The sequence below is a fragment of the Blastococcus sp. SYSU DS0753 genome (assembly GCF_054051175.1).
On record NZ_JBJHAT010000052.1, the window covers coordinates 1 to 603 of the forward strand.

A 603-nucleotide genomic window follows, 5' to 3' on the forward strand; every position below is an offset into this window, starting at 1 on the left:
CTGGCCGCGGCGCGCCCGGCTCCGGCCGATCCGCTGCCCGGCGGCGAGCGCGCCGGCACCGTGGGGCCGCCAGAGGTCAGTGAGTTCGTGCCCGATGAGCTGGCCGCGGTGCAGAACTGCAGCCGCACGGCGGCGGTGACGCAGCTGGAGCACGCCGAGGTGCTCACCACGCTGCTGCCCGCGACGTACACACGGCTGCGGCTGGGGCGGTTGGACTGGCCCCGTGCCCGGGCGATGGCCGCCGAGGTCGCCGTCACCGGGCGGGACACCGACCCGGGCGTGATCGCCGCCATGGAGGCCGCCGTCCTGCCCACCGCCACCGAGTTGGGGGTGGGGAAGCTGCGGGAGGCGGTGCGCGCCGAGCTGATCGCCCGCGACGCCGCCGCGGCCGACCGCCGCCGGCAGGCCCGGCAGCGGGCAGCGGATGTGACGGTGCGCCCGGTCGGGGACGGGATGAGCGAGCTGCGCGCCCTGCTGCCCCATCCCGAGGCCCGGGCCTGCCGGGACGCCGTCGATGCCCACGCCCGGGCGGCGAAGGACGCCGGCGATGCCCGGCCGATCGGCATGCTGCGCACCGGCGCCCTCATCGATCTGCTGCTGCGC

General features: G+C 78.1%; 1 protein-coding gene. It reads left to right on the forward strand.

Annotated features, from left to right (window positions below; all coding sequences use genetic code 11):
• The coding region (locus ACI799_RS21025; protein ID WP_456613860.1) for a DUF222 domain-containing protein at positions 1-603 on the forward strand (603 nt) is incomplete at both ends.